Annotated in this window: 18 protein-coding genes; 7 read left to right on the forward strand and 11 right to left on the reverse strand. The window is 67.4% G+C overall.

What is annotated here, in order from left to right; genetic code table 11:
* The first annotated feature begins 47 nt into the window (after window positions 1-47).
* A complete protein-coding gene (locus CG50_RS12080) occupies window positions 48-1,379 on the forward strand; it encodes a hypothetical protein (RefSeq protein ID WP_036638740.1) in 1,332 nt (443 codons plus the stop codon).
* 99 nt (window positions 1,380-1,478) lie between these two features.
* Window positions 1,479-2,135: a hypothetical protein gene (locus CG50_RS12085; protein ID WP_152559504.1), complete on the forward strand. Its 657-nt coding sequence runs from the start codon at window positions 1,479-1,481 to the stop codon at window positions 2,133-2,135.
* 50 nt (window positions 2,136-2,185) lie between these two features.
* On the opposite strand, the gene CG50_RS12090 is transcribed toward CG50_RS12085, so the two are convergent.
* From CG50_RS12090 to CG50_RS12105, 4 genes are all read right to left on the reverse strand, one after another.
* On the reverse strand, window positions 2,186-3,184 hold the full coding sequence (locus CG50_RS12090) for a hypothetical protein (protein ID WP_036638745.1): 999 nt from the start codon (window positions 3,182-3,184) through the stop codon (window positions 2,186-2,188).
* Window positions 3,181-3,489: an acyl carrier protein gene (locus tag CG50_RS12095; RefSeq protein WP_036638747.1), complete on the reverse strand. Its 309-nt coding sequence runs from the start codon at window positions 3,487-3,489 to the stop codon at window positions 3,181-3,183. The genes CG50_RS12090 and CG50_RS12095 overlap by 4 nt, the downstream gene beginning before the upstream one ends.
* A gap of 69 nt (window positions 3,490-3,558) precedes the next feature.
* Window positions 3,559-5,286, reverse strand: coding sequence for an AMP-binding protein (locus CG50_RS12100; RefSeq protein ID WP_051909959.1), 1,728 nt, complete (start codon window positions 5,284-5,286; stop codon window positions 3,559-3,561).
* Window positions 5,283-6,875: a B12-binding domain-containing radical SAM protein gene (locus CG50_RS12105; protein WP_051909962.1), complete on the reverse strand. Its 1,593-nt coding sequence runs from the start codon at window positions 6,873-6,875 to the stop codon at window positions 5,283-5,285. Before CG50_RS12105 ends, CG50_RS12100 begins: the two co-directional genes overlap by 4 nt.
* Window positions 6,876-7,121: 246 nt before the next feature.
* Here CG50_RS12105 and CG50_RS12110 point away from each other — a divergent pair, with 246 nt between their 5' ends.
* Both CG50_RS12110 and CG50_RS12115 read left to right on the forward strand, forming a co-directional pair.
* Window positions 7,122-8,582 (forward strand): mannose-1-phosphate guanylyltransferase/mannose-6-phosphate isomerase, encoded by a 1,461-nt coding sequence (locus tag CG50_RS12110; protein ID WP_036638751.1) that lies wholly within the window; start codon window positions 7,122-7,124, stop codon window positions 8,580-8,582.
* Between the two features lie 38 nt (window positions 8,583-8,620).
* Complete coding sequence (locus CG50_RS12115; protein WP_161785405.1) at window positions 8,621-9,379, forward strand: CatB-related O-acetyltransferase; 759 nt, start codon at window positions 8,621-8,623, stop codon at window positions 9,377-9,379.
* Here the strand turns inward: CG50_RS12115 and CG50_RS12120 are convergent.
* The 4 genes from CG50_RS12120 to CG50_RS12135 form a co-directional block, all read right to left on the reverse strand.
* On the reverse strand, window positions 9,369-9,614 hold the full coding sequence (locus tag CG50_RS12120) for a hypothetical protein (protein ID WP_036638754.1): 246 nt from the start codon (window positions 9,612-9,614) through the stop codon (window positions 9,369-9,371). The two genes, CG50_RS12115 and CG50_RS12120, sit on opposite strands and share 11 nt — an antisense overlap.
* Window positions 9,611-10,510: a hypothetical protein gene (locus CG50_RS12125; protein ID WP_152559505.1), complete on the reverse strand. Its 900-nt coding sequence runs from the start codon at window positions 10,508-10,510 to the stop codon at window positions 9,611-9,613. The genes CG50_RS12120 and CG50_RS12125 overlap by 4 nt, the downstream gene beginning before the upstream one ends.
* On the reverse strand, window positions 10,510-10,776 hold the full coding sequence (locus tag CG50_RS12130; RefSeq protein WP_036638757.1) for a spike base protein, RCAP_Rcc01079 family: 267 nt from the start codon (window positions 10,774-10,776) through the stop codon (window positions 10,510-10,512). The genes CG50_RS12125 and CG50_RS12130 overlap by 1 nt, the downstream gene beginning before the upstream one ends.
* A gap of 113 nt (window positions 10,777-10,889) precedes the next feature.
* On the reverse strand, window positions 10,890-11,936 hold the full coding sequence (locus CG50_RS12135) for a replication initiator protein A (RefSeq protein WP_036638759.1): 1,047 nt from the start codon (window positions 11,934-11,936) through the stop codon (window positions 10,890-10,892).
* 395 nt (window positions 11,937-12,331) lie between these two features.
* On the opposite strand from CG50_RS12135, the gene CG50_RS12140 reads away from it, so the two are divergent.
* The 3 genes from CG50_RS12140 to CG50_RS12145 are packed head-to-tail and all read left to right on the forward strand — an operon-like array spanning window position 12,332 to window position 14,854.
* The gene (locus CG50_RS12140; protein WP_036638761.1) at window positions 12,332-13,726 is read left to right on the forward strand and encodes an AAA family ATPase; all 1,395 of its coding nucleotides are present in this window, start codon (window positions 12,332-12,334) and stop codon (window positions 13,724-13,726) included.
* 1 nt (window position 13,727) lies between these two features.
* A complete protein-coding gene (locus tag CG50_RS17490) occupies window positions 13,728-13,850 on the forward strand; it encodes a hypothetical protein (protein WP_275452234.1) in 123 nt (40 codons plus the stop codon).
* Complete coding sequence (locus CG50_RS12145) at window positions 13,832-14,854, forward strand: ParB/RepB/Spo0J family partition protein (protein WP_036638764.1); 1,023 nt, start codon at window positions 13,832-13,834, stop codon at window positions 14,852-14,854. Before CG50_RS17490 ends, CG50_RS12145 begins: the two co-directional genes overlap by 19 nt.
* Before the next feature lie 47 nt (window positions 14,855-14,901).
* On the opposite strand, the gene CG50_RS12150 is transcribed toward CG50_RS12145, so the two are convergent.
* From CG50_RS12150 to CG50_RS12165, 3 genes are read right to left on the reverse strand one after another with little or no spacing between them, the layout of a single operon-like run.
* Window positions 14,902-15,813: a glycosyltransferase gene (locus CG50_RS12150; RefSeq protein WP_036638767.1), complete on the reverse strand. Its 912-nt coding sequence runs from the start codon at window positions 15,811-15,813 to the stop codon at window positions 14,902-14,904.
* 42 nt (window positions 15,814-15,855) lie between these two features.
* Window positions 15,856-17,754: a glycosyltransferase family 2 protein gene (locus CG50_RS16865; RefSeq protein WP_152559507.1), complete on the reverse strand. Its 1,899-nt coding sequence runs from the start codon at window positions 17,752-17,754 to the stop codon at window positions 15,856-15,858.
* 1 nt (window position 17,755) lies between these two features.
* Window positions 17,756-18,652, reverse strand: coding sequence for a glycosyltransferase family 2 protein (locus tag CG50_RS12165; protein ID WP_152559508.1), 897 nt, complete (start codon window positions 18,650-18,652; stop codon window positions 17,756-17,758).
* Window positions 18,653-18,775: the final 123 nt, after the last annotated feature.

The raw sequence follows: 18,775 nt of genomic DNA on the forward strand, positions 1-18,775 counted from the left end.
AGCGAATATCTGGCAAGGCACCGCCGGCGAGGTCGGAGCAAAAGACGATGGAAACGATCTATTCCGGCGCGGATATCGTCGTATATCTCGAACCGGGCTCTGGCGGGGTCGCGGTGTTCAGCTTTTCCGGCCATGGGATGCACAAGGCCGACAATCCGCGCTACGGAGACGGGCTCTTCCGCAAGCTCGGCGTCACGGGGGTGTATTTCACCACCCGCGACGATCACTGGTGGCAAAGCGCCGAGATGCCGGCCGCCATCGCCGCCGCCAATGCCGCGACGGCCGGGATCGCGCGTCGCATCGCCTACGGTCAGAGCATGGGCGGCTTCGGCGCCGCGGCCTTCGCCCGCGACCTGAATGCGGACTATCTGATCACCGCGCCGCAACTGTCGGTCCGCGCCGGGGAGGTGTTGCTGAACCCGATCTGGGAACAGTCGATCCGCCTGCGCCCCGTGCTTTTCCCGAATGCCGCCGAACGGCTGTCGGGCCTGTCGGGCACCATCGTCTACGATCCGCGTCACAGGATCGACCCGACCCATGCCCGCCTGCTGAACGGGCTGGCCGGACAGCACCGCCGCCTGATCGTGCCCTTCGGGTCGCATTTCATTCCCCGGACCCTGACCGAGATGGGCATTCTTTCGACTCTGGTGTCGGATATCGTGCTCGGCCGGGCGAAGGATCTGGCCTTCTACCGCCGGATCATCCGCGAAAACCGGATGAAATCGTCGCGCTATGTCGAGATGCTGACCGCGCTGTTGCCGCAGCGACAGACCCCCGGGTTGTGGCGGCTGGCCGGGGCCCGCGTTCTGCGCGAGATCCGCGACAGCGGCGCGAAGGCGCACGATGCGCCGCATCTCTTCGCATTTCTGGCAAGCTACGACAGCGCGAAATGGGGGCCGCGCTCCGAGGCGGAAACGAAGGCCCTGGCCGGGCTCGGCGCGGCCGTTGCGGTTTCTTCCCCGCCGGTTGCTCCCCAGACAGCCGGTCTCTATCATCAGGCCGGGCAAAGCGCACCGATGGGCACCATGAAAATCAGGTTCGAAACGACGAACACCTCCACGAAAATCCGGAGCTATCTCAATCCGCAACTGGCGACACAGCTGCAGGAGGGGCGGATCTGCCTGTCGGGCTGGGCCTACGACCCCGACGGGGCGATCCCCGAGGTCGCGATCCGCACCCCGGAGACGACATTCCTCACCGCGCTGAAAAACGTCCGGCCGGATGTGGAACAGCATCTGCAGAGCCGCGGGTTCGGCCATATCCGCCAGCCGCTGGGATACAAGTTCGATTTCCTGTTCACCCCCGGCATGGAGATCGGATACCGGATCGGGGACCGGACGGAGTGGGTCTACCGGCTGTCGGCCGACACGATGGTGTAATTCCCCCGCTTCGACAGCCTTCCCGCGCTGGTCCGCTCCGGGGAAGGCGTATGCGGCAATGTCTATTTCCACGATGGCCCGGACTGGTCGAAGGCGGTCGTGATGTTCAACGGCGCGCTGACGCCGGGCAAGGTGGCCGCCGAAAAGGCGGTGTTCCAGCGCTGGAGCTGGGCCAGGCAGTTCCGTCACCCGGTGTTCTGCATCGCCGACCCGCTGACCCTCGGCGAGGATCCGATCGTGCTCGGATGGTATCTCGGCGCGAGCGGGCGCAATGCGCTTCCCGCCCTGCTCGAACCGGTTCTGGCCGCGATCCGGGACAGGGCGCCGCAGTGCCGGACCCTCGGCTTCGGCAGCTCGGGCGGCGGGTTCGCGGCCCTGGGCGGCACCTTGCTGGGCCTTCTCGACGAAGCCATCGTGATCAATCCGCAGATCGACGCCCTGAAGTTCGAGGTGCAGAGCGCGGTGAAGGACTTCCTGCGCAAGCGCAACGGAACCGCGTGCGATTCCGATCTGAAAGCCTATGACATGTCGCGAATGAAGCCCGGGGCGCGGATCTTCTATCTGCAAAACCGCTTCGACCGGCATCACCTCGACATCCATTACCGGCCGTTCCGCGAGACCTGCACCGCGGCGGGGCTGGCGTCCCGGATCTCGTTCATCGAATACGAGGACGAGAAGGCCGGCCACATGCCGCCGAACATGGCGGACATGGAAAAGATCCTGGGAGAGCCGTTCTCCACGCTGCTGAAGGCCTGAGACGACGCCTGTCAGACCCTTCTGCGGGGGCGGTTTCAGGCTCGGCGGTCTCAGGCTGCGGTGACCTCGATCCGGCGGTGACGGCCGGACTCCTCGGCCCAGGCGAGGGGACCGGCGCCGGCGCGGCAGCGAAAGGTCTGCACGAACCAGCTGCCGGGCCGGTCGGGGGCGCTGAGGCGCAAAAGCTCGGCCCCGCCGGGCAGACGGTAAGGCCGGGCGGGCTCGCGATGCGCCGGCGCCGGTGTCTCGGGGTCCCACAGCACCACGATCTCGTCCTTGCCCGCCCCACCGGGGGCGCTCAGCGCCCCCGCCAGACGTTCGCCGGCGCGACACCGCGCGGGCAGGCCCAGAACCGGCAGCGCCGGAGCGTCCGGCACCGGCCGGGCGGGCCGGGGGGTCGCGATCATCGCGCGCAGCACCCGGACGAGGTCCGCCACCCGCTCCGGATCGAAATAGGTGCCGTGGCTGCCGGGCAGGATCGCCACCTCGTGGGACGGATAGATCCGCTCCCAGACCGGAACCGGATCGCGCCCGGACAGGAACGGGTTGTGACCGGGGCTGTCGGCGCCGAACAGCAAGGTCACCGGCACCGGCAGCGGCGGAAGATCGGGCCATTCCATCCCGGCGAAGCCGCGCAGATCCGCCCCTGCGAGCAGCAGCCGGCGCGCGAGTGCGGCCGCGATGGCCGCCCCCTGGCAGTTTCCGCCCAGAAAGAACGGCCGCTTGCCGAGGATCGCGCCCAGCTCCTGCGCATAGCGTTCGGCGACGCTGTGCACATCGGCCCGCGTCAGCCTGTGCGGCGCGATCACCGTGTTGAGCGAGCGCATGGCGATCAGCGGCTGATCCGGCCCCAGAGCATCCGCAAAGGCGCCGAATTCCTTCGTATCGTTCAGCACCCATACCAGCGGCGGCCGGCGCCCCGCGGCATTGGCGCGCGCGATCAGCCCCGAAGGCCCGATCTTGTCCGCGGACCAGCCCCGGACGAACCCCCCGAGGATGGCGAAGGTCTTGTCCGTGACCCGGGAGGTCTGCGGGGCCCCGGAGGTCATTGCCCGTCTCCCGTGCGCCCGTCTTCCGCGCTCTCGTCCTGTGCGCATATCGCCGGCCCCGCGGCCTGCGCGATGACGGCATCGGCGAAAGAACCGGGCGTGTCATGCTCGAAAATGTCCGACGGATCGATCTCGAGCGCGAAATCTTCCCCGAGCGCCGTGCACAGCAGCACGGCATCGACCGACTGCAGGCCGAGCAGGGCGAATTCCGAGTCCGCCGTGATGGTTTCGCGCGGCACCCCGGTCCGGGTGGCAAGCTGCGCGCACAGGGCCTCGAGAAACAGCGGGCGGGTCAGTTCGGTCATGCGAAAGGCTCCAGAACCGGAAAACAAGCGATGAAAGCGGGCATGGGGGGCCAGGGGACGGCGGCCATTCTAGACCGACTCCCCGTCGGCGGGCGCGGCCCGGGCGTCGGGGCGCAGAACCGCGCTGCGGCGGATCTTGCCGCTGGTGGTGCGCGGCAGGCTGCCGCGGCGCAGGATATGCACCGCGTCCAGCGTCACCCCGCAGCCTCCGAGAACCGCCCGGCGGATCTTGCTCTCGAGGGCCGCGCAATCCGCGGGCATCTGCCCCGCCCGGCCGGCCCGCACCTCGATATGCAGCACCGCATGACCGGCCTCGCTGCCCTCGGGCACGACGGCGGCGGCGCCCGAGGGGTTCAGCGCCGGATCCTGCCGCGCCGCGATCCACTCGATCTCGGCGGCGGCGACATTGCGGCCGTTGACGATGACGATGTCCTTGCAGCGCCCGGTGACGAACAACCGCCCGCCGGCGATCCCGCCCAGATCCCCGGTGCGCAGCCAGCGCCGCCCGGCAGCATCGGTGACGAAACTGCACGCACTCTCCCCCGGCTGACCGAGATAGCCCGTCACCAGGGACGCGCCCGAAAGCCAGATCTCGCCCTCGGCCCCCTCGGGCAGCGGGGCGCCGGTTTCGGGATCGACGATGGCAAGGGCCTGCCGGGTGGTCTGCGACAGCCGACACCCTTCATGACGACGCCAGCCCGCGGGAACGGAATCGGGCGGTGCGGCGGGGGCAGAGGGCCCAAGACCGGATGACCCAGAACCGGAAGACCCAGAACCGGATGGTGCGCGGTCGTGCCCGGGGTCGGGTTCGCCCGCGGCGAACAGGGTGGTCTCGGCCATGCCGTAGCAGGCGAAAACGGCACTGCGGCGCAGCCCGTTCGGCGCGAACCGCGCCGCGAACCGCTCGAGCAGGCCCGCCGGCACCGGCTCGGCGCCGCAAAAGGCGCGCTCCCACCGGCTCAGATCGAGCCTCCGCCCCTCGTCGGGGGCGATACGGCTGAGACAATCCTGAAAGGCGAAGGCCGGTCCGCCGCTCATCGTGGCGCGATGATCGGAGATCGCCTCGAGCCAGGACAGCGGCGAACGGATCATGTCGAAAGGGTTCATCTGCACCGAGCGGGCGCCGCACAGCAACGGATAGAGGATCCCCCCCATCAGCCCCATGTCGTGATACTGCGGCAGCCAGCTGACCATCACGGTTTCCGGCCCCATCCCCCACAACGACCGGATCAGGGCGCAGTTCGCCCTTATCTGATCCGCTCCGACCGGAACCGGTTTCGGAAACCGGGTCGAGCCGGATGTGTGCTGAACGATCGGCACATCCGCGAGCGCCCGGCCGGAGTTGCGGGAAACGGCACAGACCTCGGGCGCATCGAGCGCCAGAACCGGGCAGGCCATCTTGCCCGCCGCATCGCGCAGCTGCGCCTCGACGGCGGCGCGGTTGCGCGACAGGCACAGCGCCGCCGCCGCACCGCAGCCCGTCGCCATCCGGTGCAGCCGGTCGGGCGGATCGGTGACCCTCGGCAGCGCCACCGGCACCAGCGTTCCCGCCCCGAGCAACGAGGCTGTCAGCGCGATCAGAAAGGTCTCGCCCGGCGGCAGCGCCGCGATCAGCACCTTCGGACCGGGCCCGAGGCACGCGCTCCACAGGGTCTGCATCCGCCCCGCGGCGGCGGCGATCGCGGCGCCGGTGAACGCCGTCTCGCGCCCGTCGCGCGCCAGCACGCTCAGCAGCCGGGTTTCGGCGCGCCGGTCGAGCACCGCGAGAATGTCGTCGCTCAGCCCCCGGGCACTCATGTCGGGAAACCGGCCGTCGCGACGGGGCCGCCCGGATGCGGGAAGAACGCCGGACGCGCCGCGCGGACGCCGACCCGGCGGCCCGCCAGATCGAGCGCCAGCCGCGCATTGAGATAGCCGACCAGAGCGGCGGACAGATCGCGCGCGATCTCGGGGCGGGCCTGCGACAGTGCGGCCACCGCCTCGATCAGCCGCCGCGATCCCGGCGTGCGCGCGGCCCGCGCGATCAGCTTCAGCCCGCCCGCGCCCCCGGTCGTCCGGCCGATCCGGCCAGCCCCGCCGGGGCGGCACAGATGCTCGGGCGGGGGGGCCAGCAAAGCCGCCACATGCTCGAAACGGCGGATGGCATTGTCGGGATCGAACAGCGCTTCGGCCAGCCAGCTCGCGCCCTCGGCCAGCTGCGCGCGGCTCATGTTGCGCGGCACGATATTGCTCCACAGATCGCCGCCCGGGTAAAATTGCGCCATGGCATCATCGGCGACCAGCCGCCCCGCGGCCTTCATCTGCCCGTGCAGCGGCGTCGCCAGAGGAGCGACCAGCACCGAGACCCGCAGGTTGATCACCGGCAGCGCCATGCCGAAGGCGAACTGGCGCTCGAACGTTCCGAGATCGTCGCTGTCGAACCCGACCATCATCCCCGCCGAGACCACCACGCCCCCCGCGACGATCCGCTTCGTCGCCGCGACCAGATCCTGACGCAGGTTCTGGCGCTTGCCGCTCTCGCTCAGCGCTTCCTCGCTGCTGGTCTCGATGCCGATGAAGATGTCGCGCAGGCCCGCCTCGCTGCACATCCGCACCAGATCCGCATCGCGCGCCAGATCGATCGAGGCCTGAGTCGAGAACTGCACCGGATCGCGCCCCCCGTGCCCGTTCCAGGCCGCAAGCTCGCTCAGCAACGCCCGCGAGGCCTTGCGATAGACCGTGAAATTGTCGTCCGACAGGTTCATCACCCGATAGCCCAGATCGTAGAGCGCCTGAGCCTCGGCAACGACCATCGGGGGCGGCTTGTGGCGCTGGACGCGGCCCAGATACTGGATGACATCGCAGAAATTGCACTCGAACGGACAGCCACGGCTGGTCTGGATCACCCCGGAGATCGTGCGCCGGTTGGAATAGAGATCCCAGCGGGGCATCGGCGCGGTGGCGAGATCGGCCTTGCCGCAGCGATATTCGGGCCGGAGCCTGCCGGCCAGCGCATCGGCGCGCACCTGTTCGGCGACGGTCTCGAACTCGCCGATGACCAGGCTGTCGGCCTCGCCCGCGAAGACCTCCGGCACCAGCGAGACATGCGGCCCGCCCATGATGACCTTGCGCCCGGCGGCGCGAAAACGGCGGGCGATCTCGATGCCGCGGGCCGCCTGACCGACGTTCATGCTCAGCCCGATCAGATCGGCGGGATCGTCGAAATCCACGTCGTCGATCAGCTCGTCGCACAGCCGGATCCCGATGCCATCGCCGAACAGCGCGGCCACCGTGGTAATCCCGGCAGACCCCATCAGGGCATATCTCTCTTCCGTGTTCAGAACCTTGTCCGCGAACAGCCCGTCCCGGCCGAAGGTCGGCGCGGGCGCAATCAGATAAAGCCTCATATCTCGATCCGCCCTGAATGACGCCACGGGGTCTCGCCCCGGGCAAAAGAGCGCAGGGCCGGAAGCGACGTTAACGAAAGCTTAACTAAAAGCCAGAGAAGATACCCGTATTCCGGGAAGATCTTTTCCGCACTCGCCTGTCAGGAGTTCGCGGGCGGCCGCGCGATCTTCGCACAGCATCTTCCGGACGGCGCCGCGAAGACGTGCCCCGAAACGGGGCCGGACGTCGCACACAGGGAGGGGAGCATGACACAAGACGGCCCGATCACGCCGGTTCTGCTGTCGGGGGGCGAAGGGTCGCGGCTGTGGCCGTTGTCGCGCCGCTCGCATCCCAAGCAATTTGTCGGGATCGGCGGGCCGCTGACGCTGTTTCAGCAGGCGGCGCTGCGCTTCGCCCCGGGCGAGGACGGGCTGTTCGCCCCGCCGGTGGTGATGACCGGGGCCGATTTCCGCTTCATGGCCCGCGACCAGCTCGAATGCGCCGGCATCGCACCCGAGGCGGTGCTGATCGAACCCGTGCCGCGCAATACCGCGCCCGCGATTCTGGCCGCGGCGCTCCTGATGGAGGCGCGCGACCCCGGGGCGGTGTTGCTGATCGCCCCGGCCGATCACGCCATCCCGGACCCGGCCGGGTTTCGCCAGGCGGTGGCGCGGGGTCTGCCGGCGCTCGCCACGGGGCAGATCGTCGCCTTCGGCATCGCCCCCGACCGGCCCGAGACCGGCTACGGTTACATCGAGGCGGGTCCGCTTCTCGACAATACATCGGACCCCATCGCCGGGCCGCGCCGCGTGCTGCGCTTCGTCGAGAAACCCGATGCCGCCCGCGCCGCCGAAATGATGCAAGAGGGGCGGTTTCTGTGGAATGCCGGGCTGTTCCTCGCCCGCGCTGCCGATCTGGTGGCGGCGTTCCGCCTCCATGCGCCGCACTGTCTGGGCCCGGTCAGCGCGGCACTCGCCGGGGCGCGGGACGATCTCGGCTTCCTGCGCCTCGACCCCGCATCTTTCGCGGCGGCCCCGTCGATCTCGGTCGATTTCGCGGTGATGGAAAAGGCGACGAACCTCGCACTCGTGCCCTATGTCGGGGCCTGGTCCGACCTTGGCGACTGGAATGCGATCTGGCGCGGCCAGGCGCAAGATGACGCGGGCGTCGCCTGCCACGGCCCGGCCGAGGCGATCGGCTGCCGCAACAGCCTGCTGCGCGCCGAGGCGGGCGGGCAGGTTCTGGTCGGCATCGGCCTCGAGGACATGATCGCCGTCGCCATGCCCGACGCCGTTCTCGTCGCGCCGCGCGCACGCGCGCAGGAGGTGCGCCATGCCGTCGCGCAGCTGCGCGCCCGAAGCGCGCCGCAGGCCGATGCCGCACAACGCGACTACCGGCCCTGGGGCTGGTTCGAGACGCTGGTTCTCGGCCCCGGGTTCCGGGTGAAACGGATCATGGTAGCGCCGGGGGGGCGGCTGTCGCTGCAAAGCCACAGCCACCGCGCCGAGCATTGGGTTGTGGTCGAAGGCGAGGCGCGGATCACGCTGGGGACGCAAACGCAGGTTCTCGGGCCAGACAGGTCGGTTTATGTGCCGATCGGCACGGTGCACCGGCTGGAAAATCCCGGCCCCGATCCCGTGGTGCTGATCGAGGTGCAGACCGGCAGCTATCTCGGCGAGGACGATATCGTGCGCCATGACGATGCCTATGCCAGAAGTGCCGTCTAGCAAGGGAGACCGGCATTCCATACAACATGAATCGCGACATGTTGGATCGGATACCGGAGAGCCACTCAATGCATGGGATCGTGATATCGGCGAAAGCGGCGGTGCAATCGGGGCTCGCCACCTGGCCGCAATTATCCGACGGAGCGACGCTGGCGAATGTCCGCACGCAATTCGAACTCGGCGGACAGCATCCGGAAACTGATCTGATGCCGCTTGGATATGGCAGTTATTCGGGCTCACACTTCATGGCGAAGCGGATCGGGCGCTATTGTTCCATCGCCAAAAATGTCCGGGGCATGGGAGACAGTCATCCGGCAGACTGGGTCTCGACCAGCCCGAGGTTCTATAAACCGCGTGGCCGCAAGCGCATCGGAATGCCGCCCGCCCGTACGCCGCTGAGCTACAGCGGCGCGCCGCAAGGCGTGACGATCGGCCATGACGTCTGGATCGGTCAGGATGTCTTGTTGAAGGGTGGGATTCACATCGGCAACGGTGCCATCGTCGCCGCCGGGGCGGTGGTGACCCGCGATGTCGCCCCCTACACGATCGTGGGCGGGGTTCCGGCGCGACAGATCCGTCCCCGCTTCGATGCGGACACCGCTGCCGCCCTGTCAGAGCTCGAATGGTGGATGGCGGACCCGGCTCATTTCGTGGATCTGCCCTTCGACGACCCGAGGGAATTCATCGCCCGGGCGCGGCAGGAAAAGCCCGGATGGGTGAACAAGCCACTGGACTATCGCACGCTCGTGACGTTCGTGCGCTCCGGAGATCTGCAAGGCATCGAACTCACGGACTGAATGACGCCCACTCGACCGCCGCCACCTCCCTGCACCCCTCCGGCGCGGTCATCCCCGGATAGGCCGGGATAGCCCAGTCCCCGGCGACGGTCGGGGCGGGCTCGGCCCAGGCGGTGGTCGGGTTGGCGACGGTCTCGCCGCCGTGCTCGGCCGTCGGGTAATCGGCGATGTAGGCCGCCCAGGCGGCGGCATTGGCGGCCGCGATGGCGGCCTCTGATCCGGTCCAGTAGCTCATGCGATCCTCGGTGCGTTGGTGCGGTAAGGGTGATCGGTCGGCAGCGCGCCCGCCAGACCGTTGCGCCAGGCCATGCACCCCTCGATCTTCTGGCGCGTCGCAGTATCCGGTGTCGACGACAGGGCCAGTATCTCGAACAGCGCCCCGGACCAGCTCAGCGAGGTGTTGGGATAGCCGAGCCTCCAGCTCAGCGCAGCCGTGGTCGCATTGCGCGGACCGGCCGAAACAATACGCCGCGCCATGGGCAGAACGGCAGCCCCCGGCACCCCATCGACACAACTGGCAGACACGCCGGACCAGACAGAGGCACCTGCTGCACCGCGGATATCGAGGTTCGATGCCGCACCGCTGACAAGGCAGGTTGCCCGGGCAAACGTTGTCTCCGCTCCGGTACCGTAGCGCGCGACGACGCACCACCACATCGGCGCGACAGACACGACGGAGGACATGAAAACTGCGGCCGAGCCATCGGTAAACACCGCTGCAGGATAGCCGTCGATCATCCCCGAAACCGGCTGGTTCGCCGCATTACTCTGCACGAAATCGCACAGACCGAACCGGTCTGGCAACACCGCAACCTTGCCCCCCGCAACCGTCTGCGACCATTTTGGGTCGAGCCAGCAGACCTGTCCCGCCGTCAGCGCGGCCGGCGTCCACATCCGGATGACATTCGATGCGCCGCAGCGGATCGCCTTGCCCTCATAGGCCGCGGTCATGGTCCAGGCGGTGCCGGTCGCGCCGGCGATCGCCACCCCGTCCGCCGTCCACTGCCCGGCCACGGTCGAGCTGTAGACCGAGCCCGCATATCCGGACCCCGAGGCGATGGCGATGACGGGCGCGGCGGGGGGGCTGAACGGGCGCTCCGCGCCACCGAGCCGGATCCCGATCCCCAGCATCAGATCCACCCGGTCAGGCCGGTGGCCGTGGTGCCGGTCGCAAGGATGCGCGCGGCGAACAGCGCATAGGTGCCGACCGGCAGCGGGCCGGTGACATAGCTCGCCCCGTCGCGCGAGGACACGAAAGCGACGGTGCCCGCGGCGGTGCCGATGGTCAGCGCGCGGATCTCGGCCGAAAGGTCGGCGGTGTCGGAAGGCACGATCGGCAACGCGCCGATCGCCGAGGACAGCAGGCCCGGGGCCTGACGCTTGTGCGGTGTATACATGGGTCTCTCCTGCAGCGAACCGGAACAGACCCTAGGCACTCATGGTTTCGGCCCCGTCACCGCAGCGTGCGGGGGGGGCTGGCCGCCTCAACTGGCCGCCTCAACTGCCCGCCTCAGCCGCGCGCCGCGCGCGCCCGCGCGAAACCGATGAACGCCGCCCCCGGAGAGCGCAGCCGCGGCCGCCCCGAGCTTTCCCAGAACGCCCGCCATTCCGCCTCGAGCGCATGGACGTCGATGCCGGGCAGGATCTCGCGCACCCGGTCGTGGATCTCGGGCGAGAGCGGGCCGGGTCCGCCCGCGGCCACCGATCCCGGGGCCGGCCCCTCGACCAGCAGGACGCGCGGGCTGACCCGGACGATGTCGCCCGGCTCCTCGCTCAGCACGTAATCGGGCAGCGTGTCGGCCGCGATCATGTCGCGGATCATCTTGCGAAACACCCGCTTCGGAGAGTTCGATCCGGATTTCTTCAGCAGCACCTCGACCGAGACCCGCCAGCCTTCCTGCCGGCCGCAATGCTTGCGCGCGAGCTCGTAGATGCGCCGCTCCAGCGGCTTGCGCAGCCGGAAGTAATCGCGGCTCAGCGTCAGCACCGATTTCGACAGCACCGCGCGGAACAGCCACTCCGACAGCGTCACCGCCACCGAGACCATCCGCCCGCCGCGGGTCTTGCGCACAATCTCCCAGCTCTCGATCAGCCCGAAACCCGAGGTCACCTCGACATCGCCTGTCGTGATGTTGGTGCGGATGCGCGTGCCCGCCAGCCGCTCGAAGGCCTCGACGAGACGGCGATAGGCATCGCCCGAGGTCTCGCGGTTGGTCGCGACAAGCAGATCGTGGGCGCGCAGCGTCAGCCGTCGCGTCACCTCGCGCCCGGCGTTGAGCGCCGCCATCAGCTGGCTGACGCAGAAGATCAGGATGTCCTTGTCATGGATCGTCGCGAGACCCTTGACCGAGGGGGTCACCTCGATCTGCGTGCCGCGATGCTCGTAGCTGAGCACCCGAAGATCGGGCCGCGTGCTCAGCGAAAATACCGGATGCTCCATCGTCGCGAGATCGTCCTTCGGAATCGCATCGAAGATATCGCACAGAAAAAAGTTCGCCCGTCCGGCGAGGGCCGAGCCTGCACTCCCCCCCGCCCCTGTCGCCAGGGTTCCTGCCATCACTGCCCGCCCGATTTTTATCGTGGTTTCGTTGACGGTGAGCCTAAGCCCGCCACAGGCGCCGGTCCAGCATTTCCATCGGGGGTTCGGAATCGCCCAAACGGGGGTTCAGAGTCATGCTATCGTGGTTCCGGATTCACCTGCGGGTTTTCCATGACCGCTTTTCTCATGAAATCCAACGGGATCGGCGATACACGAAGATTGCGTAACACTTAAAATAACTCAAAAATAACTTGGCGGGATTTATCCACACCCCCCCGCGAAGCCCCCGGACCGACCCGGATTTGCCATGAAAATCAGGAGATTCCGCCCGACGCGATTCGCGATGTGCCGAAAATACTTTCATGTCCTGCGTTTTTGGGTATGCTAATGGAAACGCGATACATGAGGCAAAAATGGCCCGGGCCGACAGCGATCTCCCCCCCTATTTCAACATCGACCCGGATCAGGCGCTGCGCGAGCTGGATGGGCCGCTGGACACCGCCGGCTTCGAACGCATCGCAAGCGCCTGCAGCCGCGGACGCGACGATCTGGCCTCGCGGGGGATGGATGCCGAGGGACACAAAAGCCTGCGGCTGTTCTCGACCTGGGAGATCACCCGCTATCTGATCCCGGTGGCGCCGGCGCATTTTCGCCGTGTGCTGCGGCTGAACCCCGACCTGCCGCAGGGCCGCGCGGAAAGCGAGGCGGGGGCGAAGTGGTTCACTCTCGATGAGGTGCTGCGGCTGCGCGCGCATTTCGCGGCCGAGGGGTCCAAGGCGAAGGAGTATCTGCCCTGGCGGCCGAAGGGACTGCCGGCGAAGATGGTGGCCGTCGCCAATTTCAAGGGCGGGGTCGGCAAGACCTCGACGGCGGCGCATCTGGCGATGTCGGCGGCGCTCGACGGGTATCGGGTGCTGGTGATCGACCTCGACAGTCAGGGCTCGATGACCTCGATCTTCGGCGGCAAGGTGAAGGATGAATGGGAGACGGTGTTCCCGCTGCTGGCGCGTCATTACGCCGGGCATCTGCGGCAGTCGAACCTCGGCCGGCTCGACCGCGGCGAGGCGCCGATCCCGCTCGACGAGACGCTGAGCGAGGCGCTGAAGGTCAAGGCGGACGATGTGATCCGCAAGACCCACTGGCCGAACATCGACCTGATCGGAGCGCAGCTGAACCTGTACTGGTCGGAGTTCCAGATCCCGGTGTGGCGGATGCAGGGGCGGGGCTGGAAGCTGTGGGATGCGCTGACCGATACGCTGGCGGCGGACGGGGTGCTCGACCGCTATGACGTGATCTTCCTCGATACGCCGCCGGCGCTTGGATACCTCACGATCAACGGGCTGGCGGCGGCGGATATCTTGCTGGTGCCGCTCGGGGCGTCGTTTCTCGAGTTCGACTCGACGGGGCGGTTCTTCGACATGCTGCATTCGACCTTCGCCTCGATCGAGGAGGGCGAGAACATGGCCGCGCGCGCGCTTGGCCGGGCCGAGATGTCGTTCCAGTGGGATGCGGTGCGCGCGGTCATCACCCGCTATGACGCCAATCAGCAAGGCGAGCTGGCGGCGCTGATCCAGGCCTATATGGGGCCCGTGCTGTCGCCGCACCGGCAGGATTTCACCGCGCTGATCGGTCAGGCGGGCGAGCAGGTCAATGGCATCTACGAAGCCGATTACCGCGATTTCAACCGCGAGACCTATGCCCGCGGCCGCGAGACCTTCGACGAGACCTATGCCGCCTTCAAGCGGCTGCTGATCGGCAGCTGGCGACGCGACGAGCTGGCGGCCGAAGCTGCGGCGGAGGCCGGCTGAGATGTTTCGCACGCGAAACATGGACGGTTCGGTTAACCTGCCGTTTACCCTGACGGGCGACCCTGCCGCCCTGCCCTTCCGCATCCTGTCCGAGGAGATCCGCCCATGGCCCGCCGCCGTCTGACCCCGCCCCGCCCCGGTTTCCTCGATGCCGCAGATTCCGGGACCGAGGCCCCCCAGCCTGCCCCAGAGGTCAAGTCGATGTTCCCGATGGGCGTCGCCGCAACGGTCACCCGCGCCCCCATCGCCCAGGTCGCGGGCGAGGCGGCGGCACAGGCGGCGCTGACCGATCTGGCGGCAGAGATCGCCCGCACCCGCGCCGAGGGACGGGTGATCGAGCGCCTGCCGCTTGCGGAAATCGATGCGGGCCATCTGGTGCGCGACCGCCAGAGCGTCGATGCCGAGGAGATGGAGACGCTGGTCTCCTCGATCCGCGCCCGGGGGCAGCAGATGCCGGTCGAGGTGGTCGATCGCGGGGCCGGGGTGCATCCGCGTTACGGGCTGATTTCGGGCTGGCGGCGGTTGATGGCGCTTGGCCAGATCGGCGAGAGCCAGGTTCTCGCGCTCGTCCGCCGTCCCGAGACCGCCGCCGAGGCCTATCTCGCCATGGTCGAGGAAAACGAGATCCGCGCCGGGATCAGCTTTTATGAACGGGCCAGAATCGTGGTGAAGGCGCTCGAGTCCGGCGTCTACCCGGATACGAAGACGGCGCTGAACGGGCTGTTCGGAAATGTTTCGCGCGCGAAACGGTCGAAGATCAAGAGCTTCATGACGCTGGTCGAGACGCTCGACGACGTGTTGCGCTTCCCGGCCGCGATCAGCGAGAAAGCCGGTCTGGCGCTGGTGCAGGCGATCGAGGCGGGCCATGCGCCTGCCCTGCGCGAGGCCCTGCAGAACAATCCCGCCGCCGATGCCGCGGCCGAGGCCCAGCTCATCGCCCGCGTCTGCGGCTCCGCTCCCACCCCTGCGGCCTCAGAGCCGCCCGCCCCGCCCTGCCCCACAGATCTGTCCGCAGATCTCCCAGATGTCCGGTATGATCCGGAAACCGGGGTCATCGTGATTTCCGGCGCGGGGGTCGACAAGAAGCTGGCCGCACGGCTTCAGATTTGGATCAAAGACCGTCGCTGATATGGAGACGGCGCCCATAACTGTGGGTGCCGGAAACAACCGGGAGATCAGTCCTGACCATATCCTGGCAGACTTTCGGGCTGCAGAGTATCGGCGATAATTTTACGCAGCGCGTCCCCGGTGGTGTAGGGAAAAGCCTCCGCAATGTAGCGCTCGGCGGTCTCTGTGCTTACGGCGCCTTCGCGGAATTCCGGGTGGATCTCTGCGGATTTTCGGGCCACGATCTCGACGGTTCCGCCGCTGGTGTGAATGCGCTTGTCGTATCCGTTCGTATTGTTCGTCGAATGGCGGGTGTAGTGATAGGCCGGAAAGGTCGGGTCGCAATAGACCGGATGCTCTCTCGCATAAGCCAGATGCTGGATCTGGAACGGGGTGCGCAGCCTGGTCGGCTCATAGACCAGGGCCAGCCCGATGGCGATCGCATGCTTGTCGAATTCGCGGTGCCGGGCGACGGGATCGTCCGTGTATCCCATGACGCCTTTGGGAAAGGTGATCATCGTTGTCGGACGCAACCCCGACGAACAGGCCCGCAGCTTTTCGATATATGTCGCACACAACGCATCATCGTCATCGAGGCGAAAGTGCACCGCCGGCTTCGTGCAGTCGTCGTTCGCTTCCAGCATGATCGGCCGCAAGGCAACGCGAACGTCGGTCTTGTCGGTCCGGAATACCCGCAGGTTCGGAGACCCCGCCACCGCCGCATCCAGCCGTTCCTGATAGATGTCGGGCATCCGCTCCGAGGTCAGCAGAATCATCTGGAAATCCTGATCGGTCTGGGCGCGCAGCGACGGCAGCATCAGGTTTTCCAGAAGGTGAAACCTGACGGCCATCCGCTCCGGGTTCCACAGCAGAGCCTGGGCGTCTTCCTCCGAGCGCACGGCCCGCCCGGTGTCGGTTTGGCCGAGATAGGAAAACCGGCAATGTCCGTAGATTTTCATCGTGCGTCTGACCTTCTGCATTCGCGTGTCGTTTGTGCCGTTCCCTGGCCCGGGCAGGGGGCCTCAGAACAGCGTCGAGAACCGCTCTGGCAAGCGGTAAAGCTCTTTCGAGCGATAGCTCGTGAAGAACCAGTTGCCGCTGTCGGCACGGGTGCGCCCCTCGCGCATCCGCATGACGATCTCGGGGAATTCGGCCTGTTCGGCCACCGGGGTCATCTGGCTCAGCGCCTCGAAGCCGGCGGTGCCCTGCCACCAGGTGCTGCCGCCGGTCTGGCCTTCGGGGCGTGGACCGTCCTTGGCCTCGATCCAGTCGCGCCGCGCGTTCAGCCGCGCACGCGACAGCGTATCGTCCATGTAGCGCAGGTGAAACAGGAACAGCTGCGGATCGAGCGTCACCTCGGCCACGTCCGAGCCATGCCCGCCGATCGAGAACCGGATCCGCTGCCGGGTCAGGCAGGGTTTGGAATAATTGGTGTTCACCCGGAAATTGCGCCGCTGTGCCAGAACCGGACGCGCCGGATCGAGCGCGCCGGGTTCACTGTGGGGCGTGTGCACGATCTCGATCGCGAAGGGCGAGATCACCCGCGGTGGCCGCCCCCCGGCCGAGAGCGCGTCGAGATAGTGCATCAGCGTCTGCCCCGTCGCCGGATCCGGGGCGACGATCTCGTCGACATCGCCGCACAGAACCCAATTGTAATACAGCGTCAGACCGCCGGTGAAATCCGACAGTGCCTGCCAGCGTCTGCGGTCAAAACCGCTCTGGTCGCCGGTGTCGGGAATGTTGACGATATTCGCCCCCGCGGCCATCCGGTCGATGTCCGGGTCGGCCCCGTGACGCAGGATATACAGGTTCTCGCGCCCGGCGACCGCCCCGTAATAGCGCAGCCAGCGCTCTAGAAAGGCATGGTCGCCCTTGACCATGGTGACCACGGCAAGACCGGCTTTCGACGGGTCGGGCAGATGCCCGGATCCCTCTTCGGGCGGCACGGTGGCCGGGGCCGGCACTGCACCCGGGGCGGTAACCTGGGCGGGGGGCGTCGTCGTCACGGGTGCTATCCCCTCGGGCAGCGGCTGGCTGAAGATCCGTCCGACCCGCCCGGTTCCGACCTGGCGGCGCAGCTCGTCATAGCCCTGCGGCGCGAGGCCGATTTCCTTCAGCACGTCCCATTTGCGGTAATGCACCAGATGGATCGTGCGGTCCTCGGGCAGTGGCTTGCCACGGATCGACCCGCCCAGAATGAAGTGATGTTCCGGCGTCAGCTCGTTCCAGCGCAGCCCGGCGCGCGCCATCGCCACCGGCAGGCTCATCTGGTCGAGATAGGGGCGCTTGTTGTCGAGATCGGGGATCGCGTCGATCCGGCGCGCGGTGTCATACCAGACCTCGGCGAAGCTGCGCCCGGCGTCGTCGCGCCAGCGTTCCGGAAACACCACGAGGCCGGAGTTGAAATAGGGCGGCACGGGCTTGCGCTTGTCGCGCATCAGCCGGATGCGGGTTTGCGGCACCTCGAGGCCGACCGCGCCATAGAGCTTCGGCCACAGCTCGTCGCCCGCCCACCGCAGCGAGGCGGCCGGCGCGGCGCTGAGCGCATCCTCGGCGACGAAGCTCTCGATCCGGTCATCGGCGATGAACAGCATGTCCGAATCCATGAACCCGGAATAGTCGGTGTCGCGCTTGTCGAGGCAGGCCACCAGCTTGTTGCCATGCGGATAGGGGGTGTCGAACATGCCCTCGGTGCGCATCGGGCGCAGCTCGCAGCGCAACCGGCGCAGCGTCTCGATCACCGTGGGATGGACCTCGGCCAGCCGATGTTCGGGACAATAGCCGATCAGCTTCACCCCGGCCGGCATGTGGTTGCGGATCGAGGCGGCCAGATAGCAGGCCATGTATTGATAGGTTGGCGGCTCGACGATGAAGAACAGGGTCAGCGAGGGGGTCATCGCGGCACTTTCGGTCGTTGTCATGTCACAGGATCCCGTCGAAACGCGGCGGCAGGCGGAACAGCTTTCCGGGCCGTCCCCCGCCCATCAGGGTGAACGGCGGGCGCAGGATCGGATGTTCGGTCATCTGGCGGCGGAACTCGGGGTGTTCGATGGTCTCGGCCTCGGGGCGCAGCGAGCTGAGCCAGCGGAAGGTCTTCTCGACCGAGTTCCACCCCCAGCCCCCCGAACGCATCTGCGCCTTCTCTTCCTCGGACTTGCCGTCGAGGCGGCGTTCCAGACTGCGGGCGAAGCGTGCCATGCAATAGTCGTGGTCGATGAAGCGCAGATGGAAATTGTAGAGGTTCGGATCGAGGCAGATCTGCGCGTGATTGGCGCCGTGACCGCCCGCCTTGAATTCGGTCGGGGCCGAGATCAGGCAGGGCTTGGCATAGTTCGAATTCAGCCGGTAACAGCGCCGGCGTCCGACGATCGGCTGGCCGGACAGGAGGGGCTCGGGTTCCAGATCCGGCACGTGAACCATCTCGATCGCGAAGGTGGTGATCGCGGGCGGCACCGGGTGGCGCTCCGAGATTTCGGCCAGATAGCCCACGAGATCGGTCGAGACCGCGGGATCGAGCACGATGAACTCGTCGACATCGTTGCACGCGACCCAGTTGTAGAACTGCGTCAGCGCCGAGGCGTGCTGCGACAGCACCTGCCAGCGGCGCTGGTTGACCGATTTCTTCATCCGGTCATAGGGCAGGCGGATGACGTTGCAGCCCGCGGCGATCCGCGCCACCTCGGCATTGCCGCCGTGATTGAGCACGTAGATATGTTCATCGGGCACAAAGCGCCGCCAGTAGGCGATCCAGCGTTCGAGGAAGAAATCTTCCTCATGCACCATGGTCAGCGCGGCGAGTGGGGCCTTGGACCTGTCCAAACCATTACCTTGTCAACAATCGGGCGAAGCTGCCCGGGGAAAACCTGTCAAACTGCGCGACACAAGGCAACCCGCGGACGGGCCCGCGGGGCCTTGTTTTCCCGAAAGTCTTCTCCGGAGGAT

Source organism: Paenirhodobacter enshiensis (assembly GCF_000740785.1).
Taxonomy (GTDB): domain Bacteria; phylum Pseudomonadota; class Alphaproteobacteria; order Rhodobacterales; family Rhodobacteraceae; genus Rhodobacter; species Rhodobacter enshiensis.